Origin of the sequence: Streptomyces sp. NPDC059957 (assembly GCF_042730015.1) — a bacterium.
In the GTDB taxonomy this organism is placed as follows: Bacteria; Actinomycetota; Actinomycetes; order Streptomycetales; family Streptomycetaceae; genus Streptomyces.
The window spans coordinates 26,853-33,916 of sequence record NZ_JBHWMB010000058.1; the positions used below are offsets into that span (position 1 = coordinate 26,853).

4 protein-coding genes are annotated in these 7,064 nt (G+C 72.8%); all 4 read right to left on the reverse strand.

Annotation, left to right across the window (positions count from 1 at the left end; all coding sequences use genetic code 11):
* Positions 1-164 precede the first annotated feature (164 nt).
* Complete coding sequence (locus ACFWBW_RS30685; RefSeq protein WP_385379274.1) at positions 165-791, reverse strand: helix-hairpin-helix domain-containing protein; 627 nt, start codon at positions 789-791, stop codon at positions 165-167.
* A 485-nt stretch (positions 792-1,276) separates the two neighbouring features.
* Positions 1,277-2,122 carry a DegV family protein gene (locus ACFWBW_RS30690; protein WP_385379276.1) on the reverse strand — a complete coding sequence of 282 codons (846 nt, stop codon included), beginning with the start codon at positions 2,120-2,122 and terminating at the stop codon, positions 1,277-1,279.
* A gap of 831 nt (positions 2,123-2,953) precedes the next feature.
* On the reverse strand, positions 2,954-3,628 hold the full coding sequence (locus tag ACFWBW_RS30695) for a hypothetical protein (protein WP_385379279.1): 675 nt from the start codon (positions 3,626-3,628) through the stop codon (positions 2,954-2,956).
* 162 nt (positions 3,629-3,790) lie between these two features.
* Positions 3,791-6,664 (reverse strand): leucine--tRNA ligase, encoded by a 2,874-nt coding sequence (leuS, locus tag ACFWBW_RS30700; protein WP_385379282.1) that lies wholly within the window; start codon positions 6,662-6,664, stop codon positions 3,791-3,793.
* Positions 6,665-7,064: the final 400 nt, after the last annotated feature.

Sequence of the window (7,064 nt, forward strand, 5' to 3'; positions counted from 1 at the left end):
CGCTTCCCGCCCGGCCGGACCCCGCACACGCGCATCCGGCCGGGCTGGACCCCGCCGCAGCGGACCCCGCCCGCCCAGCCCGCGCCCGGTCGGATCCCGCCCGGCCGGGCCCCGCGCGCTCGGTCCCCGCCCGGCCTGACTCGGCCCGGCTCCGCCACCGCGGCTCACGGCCGCACCAGCTCGCGCAGATCGGCGAATCGGCGCTCACCGATCCCGTTGACCTGCCGGAGCTCCTCCACGGAGCGGAAGCCCCCGCGCACCGTGCGGAAGTCCACGATGTGCTGCGCGAGGACCGGGCCGACCCCCGGCAGGCCGTCCAGTTGCTCGGCCGTGGCCGTGCCGAGGCTCAGCGGCCCGGAGGCGGCCCCTCCCCGGCCCGTCGGCGGCGGCGGGGCGGGAGCACCCACCAGTACCTGCTCGCCGTCCATCAGGACGCGGGCCCGGTTCAGCCCCGTGGTGTCCGTCCCGGGCCGCACTCCCCCGGCGGCGGCCAAGGCATCGTCGACACGCGAGCCGGGAGGGAGCTTGCGTACTCCCGGGTCTCGGACCTTGCCGCTGACGTCCACCAGGATGGGACCGGCGCCGGGGCCCGCCCGCGCCGCCGTCGGGGCAGGCTGGGCGTCCGCCGCGGGCGCCACCACCGCGGGTGCGGTCACCGGCCGAGGCCGGGCCGCACGGTACTGCTGCGCTGCGAACCCGACCGCGACGACCAGCACCACCGAGACGGCGGCCACCGTGCGCGGCTCCACCCCGCAGCGGGTTTGCAGCCACAGGGGCAGCCGCTCCCGCACCGCGAGCCACCGTGTAGCTCCAGCGGGTACATCCCGGCCCCCGGCCGGAGCCGCCCCCTCACCCCGGGCAGGCGCCTCGTCGCGAACCGCCGGCCCGGGCCCGACCAGCGGCTCCGGCCCGACCGCGGCCGCGAGCTCGGGCTCGGGCACCGCCCCGACTGCGCGGGCTCCCGGCGGCTCCGCCTCGGCCGCGGTGCCCCGAGGCGGCGGAGCGCCCGGGGGGCGGCCCGCCCCGAGCAGGGCTTCGGCCCGGCGCCGCACCGCCGCGGGATCGGGGTGGCCTGGCCGCCGGCCGCGGTGATGCCGCAGACGGCTGTCGGAGAGCCGGGGACGGCCGGGGCCACTGGTGGCGCCGGCGGGACCTGAGGTGCGCGTACGAAGAGTCATGGCACGACGGTAGGGCCGCATCTCGACGCGCGTTCGGAGGCCTCAATTCCGGTGGATGGCCGCGCCGTTGTGGATACCTCCCTCACTCGAACCGGTGATCAGCGCGGAGAGACGACCGCCGCAAGCAGCCCCGGTCCGGTGTGCGCGCCGATCACCGCACCCACCTCGCTGACGTGCAGCTCGACCAGCCCGGGGATCCTCTCGCGAAGCCGCTGCGCCAGCTTCTCCGCGCGTTCCGGGGCCGCGAGGTGGTGCACGGCCACGTCGACGGGGCCGGACCCGGCGCGCTCCACGGCCAGCTCCTCCAGGCGGGCTATGGCCTTGGAGGCCGTACGCACCTTCTCCAGCATCTCGATCCGCCCGCCGTCCAGCGTCAGCAGCGGTTTCACCGCGAGCGCCGAACCGAGGAGGGCCTGTGCGGCCCCGATGCGGCCGCCGCGGCGGAGGTAGTCGAGCGTGTCGACGTAGAAGTACGCGGACATCCCGGCGGCCCGCTTCTCGGCTGCGGCGACGGCTTCGTCGAGGGAACCCCCGGACTCGGCCACCTCCGCCGCGGCCAGGGCACAGAAGCCCAGGGCCATGGCGACCATGCCGGTGTCGACGACGCGGACGGGCACCGGGGCGGTCTTCGCGGCGAGGACGGCGGCGTCGTAGGTGCCGGAGAACTCCGCGGACAGGTGCAGGCTGACGATGCCGGTCGCACCGGCCTCCACGGCCGCTCGGTAGGCCCGGGTGAAGTCCTCGGGGCTGGGGCGGGACGTGGTGACCGAGCGGCGCTTCTGCAGGGCCAGGGCGAGGCTCCTGGCCGAGATCTCGGTGCCCTCTTCCAGGGCCTCGTCGCCGAGGACCACGGTCAGCGGGACGGAGGTGATTCCGTGCCGCGCCATGGCCGGTTGGGGCAGGTAGGCCGTGGAATCCGTGACGATCGCGACATGGCGGGACATGAGGCGGAGGTTACCGGCAGTGGGGGTGTTCCGGCAGCCCGGGTCTGCCGGTGGGCCTCCGGACCCGGCTCCGAGCGGGCTGCCGCCGGGCTCCGAGTGAGCTGCCGCCCGGGCTCCTGCTGGGCTGCCGCCGCGCTCCGTCCGGGCTGCTGCCCGGTTCCATCCGGGCTGCTGCCGAAGTTCCGCCGGGCTGCTGCCGAGGTTCCGCCGGGCTGCTGCCGAGGTTCCGCCGGGCTGCGAACAGCCCACGGGCAGGCTCCCGCAGACTCCGGGGCCGGCACCGGGCGGGCTCCGGACAAGCTCCGGCAGCAGCTGATCGGCCCTGCGGGGCTGGGTCCCCTACCCGCCCTTCCACCGTTCCCCGGGCTCCGCCCGGACCCGCGCCTCAAACGCCGGCGGGGCTGGAGAAGCCCCGGCGAGGCCGGAGGGATCCCAAGCTGCGAACCCCGGCGCGGCCTGAGGAGCCTCGGCGAGGCCGCAAGGACCCCGGACGGCACACGCCGGCGGGGCTGGAGGAGCCCCTGCGGGGCCGCAAGGACCCCGGGCCGCACACGCCTACGGGGCCGGACGAAACCCGCCGAGGCCAGAAAGATCCCAAGCCGCGAACACCGGCGGGGCCAGAGGAGCCCCCGCAACGTCGGAGGGATCCCCGGCCGCAAGCGCCGGCGGGGCTGGACGAGTCCCGGCAAGGTCGGAGGAGTGCCGGCGGGGCCGGGGATGCCGCCGGACCGGCCTAAAGCCCGGGTGCTCCGCCCCAGCTCCCGCACCGCGAACGCCGGCGAAGCCGGGGCTGGGTCCGGGGCTGGGGCTCCAGCTGGATACGGGACCGGCTCAGGTCGTCGCTTCCGGGCGGCGGGTCTTCTGCCAGGGGTACTGGGGGGTCGGCGTGGGCTCGGAGAGGGCCGCGGGCTCGGGGGTGTTCCACGTGGGAGTCGCGCGGGAGAGGTCGTCGGCCGGTGCCTGGGACCAGTCCCGCAGGGCGCCCGACTCGACGTCGATCTGGGCCGACAGGTGCGACAGGTCGTCCTCGGCGAAGCGCCGGGCGCGGTCGCGGGCCGCCCAGCGCAGCGAGTCCGACGCCTGCGTGATCTGCGCCGTGCGCTCCCGCAGGTCCGGCAGGACCGCCACGATCCGCTGGCGGTCGGGCTCCGCCTCCAGGCGCTTCAGTTCGCCGTCGAGTTCGTGCCCGTGCGCGCTCAGCCGCTCGAACAGCCCGATCGACTCCTTCAGCGAGGCGTCCGTCTGGACCCCCTCGTACAGCGCCTGCTGCGTCGCCCGCATCGAGTTCCGCAGGTCGAGCCGCAGCGTGGCCAGCGCGCCCGTGACACCGACCTGGCCGAAACTGCGGGCCTTAAGGGTGGTGTCCTCCACGGTGCGGCGGGCCTGGGTGATGGTCCGGTCCACGCCACGCGCGGCAGCCTTGACCACCTTCGTCGTCACGTAGACACCGAGCCCCAGAAAGGCGAACAGCAGCACCAGGGCCACGATGATGAAGGCCTCCTCCATGAACGGTCCCTTCCCCAGCCGATTGCGTCCTTCCACCGTAAACGCCACGGGCAGGCCGCGGGTTCCAATCGAACCCCCAACCTGCCCGTACGGGATTACCCCTACTCGCGTCAGACGGAGACGTCAGACCGAGTCGTCAGACGAAGTGGTCAGACCGAGACGTCAGACGACGATGTTCACCAGCTTCGGCGCGCGCACGATCACCTTGCGGATCTCCGCCCCGCCCAGCGCCGCCACGACCGCCTCGTCGCCCAGCGCCAGCTGCTCCAGCTCCGCGTCGGAGATCGTCGGCGACACCTCCAGGCGAGCCTTGACCTTGCCCTTGATCTGGACGACGCACGTGACGCTCTCGTCCACGACGTACGCCGGGTCCGCGACCGGGAAGTCCTGGTGGACGACCGACTCGCCGTGGCCCAGGCGCTGCCACAGCTCCTCCGCGACGTGCGGCGCCAGCGGGGCCACCAGCAGCACCAGCCGCTCCGCGACCGAGCGCTCCAGCGGCCGGCCCGCCTTCGTCAGGGTGTTGTTCAGCTCGGTGATCTTCGCGATGGCGGTGTTGAAGCGCAGCCCGGCCATATCGGCGCCGACCCCGTCGATCGCCTTGTGCAGCGCGCGCAGGGTGGCCTCGTCCGGCTCCCCGTCGACGACCGTCACGGCGCCCGTCTCCTCGTCCACCACGTTGCGCCACAGGCGCTGCAGCAGCCGGTACTGACCGACGACGGCACGGGTGTCCCAGGGACGCGAGACGTCCAGCGGGCCCATCGCCATCTCGTACAGGCGCAGGGTGTCCGCTCCGTACTCCTCGCAGATCTCGTCCGGCGTGACGGCGTTCTTCAGGGACTTGCCCATCTTGCCGTGCTCACGCTTGACGGGCTCGCCCTGGTAGAAGTAGCCGCCGTCCCGCTCCTCGACTTCGGCCGCCGGGACGTACACGCCGCGCGAGTCGGTGTACGCGTACGCCTGGATCATGCCCTGGTTGAACAGCTTGTGGAACGGCTCCACCGAGGAGACGTGCCCCAGGTCGAACAGCACCTTGGACCAGAAGCGCGCGTACAGCAGGTGCAGCACCGCGTGCTCGGCGCCGCCGACGTACAGGTCGACGCCGCCGTGCGGCTGGCCCTCGCGCGGGCCCATCCAGTACTGCTCGATCTCCGGGTCGACCAGGGCCGAGCCGTTGTTCGGGTCCAGGTAGCGCAGCTCGTACCAGCAGGAGCCGGCCCAGTTCGGCATGGTGTTGGTCTCGCGCCGGAACGGGCGCACCCCGCGCCCGTCGCCCAGGTCCAGCTCGACGTTGACCCACTCCGCGTTGCGCGACAGCGGGGTCTCCGGCTTGGAGGTGGCGTCGTCCGGCTCGAAGGTGCGCGGCGAGTAGTCCTCGACCTCCGGCAGTTCCAGCGGCAGCATCGACTCGGGCAGCGGGTAGGCCACGCCGTCCTCGTCGTAGACGATCGGGAAGGGCTCGCCCCAGTACCGCTGGCGGCTGAACAGCCAGTCGCGCAGCCGGAAGTTGACGGTGCCCTCGCCGATGCCGCGCCCGGCCAGCCAGTCGGTGATCGCGGCCTTGGCCTCGACCACGCCCAGGCCGTCCAGCGATACGCCGTCGCCCGTCGAGTTGACGATGGTGCCGTCGTACGAGGAGAACGCGTCCTCCCACTCCAGCGGGTCCGCGTCGCGGTCGTCCGTGGGCTGCACGACGCAGCGCATCGGCAGCTCGAAGGCGCGCGCGAACTCGAAGTCACGGCTGTCGTGCGCCGGGACGGCCATGATCGCGCCGGTGCCGTAGCCCATCAGTACGTAGTCCGCGATGAAGACGGGGACCAGGTCGCCGCTGACCGGGTTGACCGCGAACGCACCGGTGAAGACACCGGTCTTGTCCTTGGCCTCGGCCTGCCGCTCGACGTCGGACTTCGAGGCGGCCTGCTTGCGGTACGAGTCCACGGCCTCGGCGGGGGTCGCGTTGCCGCCGGTCCACAGCTGGTGGGTGCCCTCGGGCCACTCGGCCGGGACGATCTTCGCGACCAGCTCGTGCTCGGGGGCCAGCACCATGTAGGTGGCGCCGAACAGCGTGTCGGGGCGGGTGGTGAAGACGGTGATGGCGTCGCCGTCGCCGACCGCGAAGTCCACGCGCGCGCCCTCGCTGCGGCCGATCCAGTTGCGCTGCTGCAGCTTGATGGCCTCGGGCCAGTCCAGCGCGTCCAGGTCGTCGATCAGACGGTCGGCGTAGGCCGTGATCCGCATGTTCCACTGGCTCAGCTTGGACTTGAAGACGGGGAAGTTGCCGCGCTCGGAGCGGTTGTCGGCGGTGACTTCCTCGTTGGCCAGTACGGTGCCCAGCCCGGGGCACCAGTTGACGGGCGCGTCCGAGGCGTAGGCCAGCCGGTACTCGTTCAGCACGTCGGCCCGCTCGGCGGCGCTCAGCGCGGCCCAGGAGGCTCCGCCGGGCAGCTCGCGGGAGCCGTCCTCGAAGGCGGCGACCAGCTCGGCGATGGGCCGGGCCTTCGCGGCGTCCGCGTCGTACCAGGAGTTGTAGATCTGCAGGAAGATCCACTGGGTCCACTTGTAGTAGTCCGGGTCGATCGTCGCGAACGAGCGGCGCTTGTCGTGGCCCAGACCCAGCCGGCGCAGCTGGACCTTCATGTTCTCGATGTTCGCCTCGGTCGACACGCGCGGGTGCGTGCCGGTCTGTACGGCGTACTGCTCGGCCGGCAGGCCGAAGGCGTCGAAGCCCAGGGTGTGCAGGACGTTGTGGCCGGTCATCCGCTGATGGCGGGCGAAGACGTCGGTGGCGATGTACCCGAGCGGGTGGCCGACGTGCAGGCCCGCGCCCGAGGGGTACGGGAACATGTCCATGATGAACTTCTTGGGCCGCGCCACAACGGTCGCGTCGCCGGCCAGGTCACCGGTCGGGTTCGGGGCCTCGTACGTGCCCTGCGCGTCCCATACGTCCTGCCAGCGTGCCTCGATGTCGGCGGCCATGGCAGCCGTGTAACGGTGCGCCTCGGCCGCCTCGGGGGCCGGGGTGTTCGTCTCGCTCATGATTCCTGAAGCTCCATCGATCGTCTCTGCCGGTTCTGCTGCCCAAACGAAAAAACCCCTCGCACAGGAGGGGGCGCCGCGCCGGGGCCGACCGCTTCGTGGGGTCGGAACTGTTCAGCGCGGCTCGGTAAGCAGAAGGCGTACGGCACGCATGGCGTCAGGGTACCGCAGCGGCCCCCAGCGGTGCTCTGCGCTTCCGGCCCGTGGACGCACAACGGGACACGACGGGGCACAACGAGAAGCGGGGGGGAGGTTTCTGTGTGTCGCTTCTTTCCCTTTTAGCCCCTTAGAAGCGAACCCCCCCCCCCCCCCCCCCCACAAGAACGCCCGCCCCCCCCCTTTCCTGGACCCCCCCACCTCTCCTTCCTTCCCCCTTTTTCCCTCCCTTTCCCGACCAGGT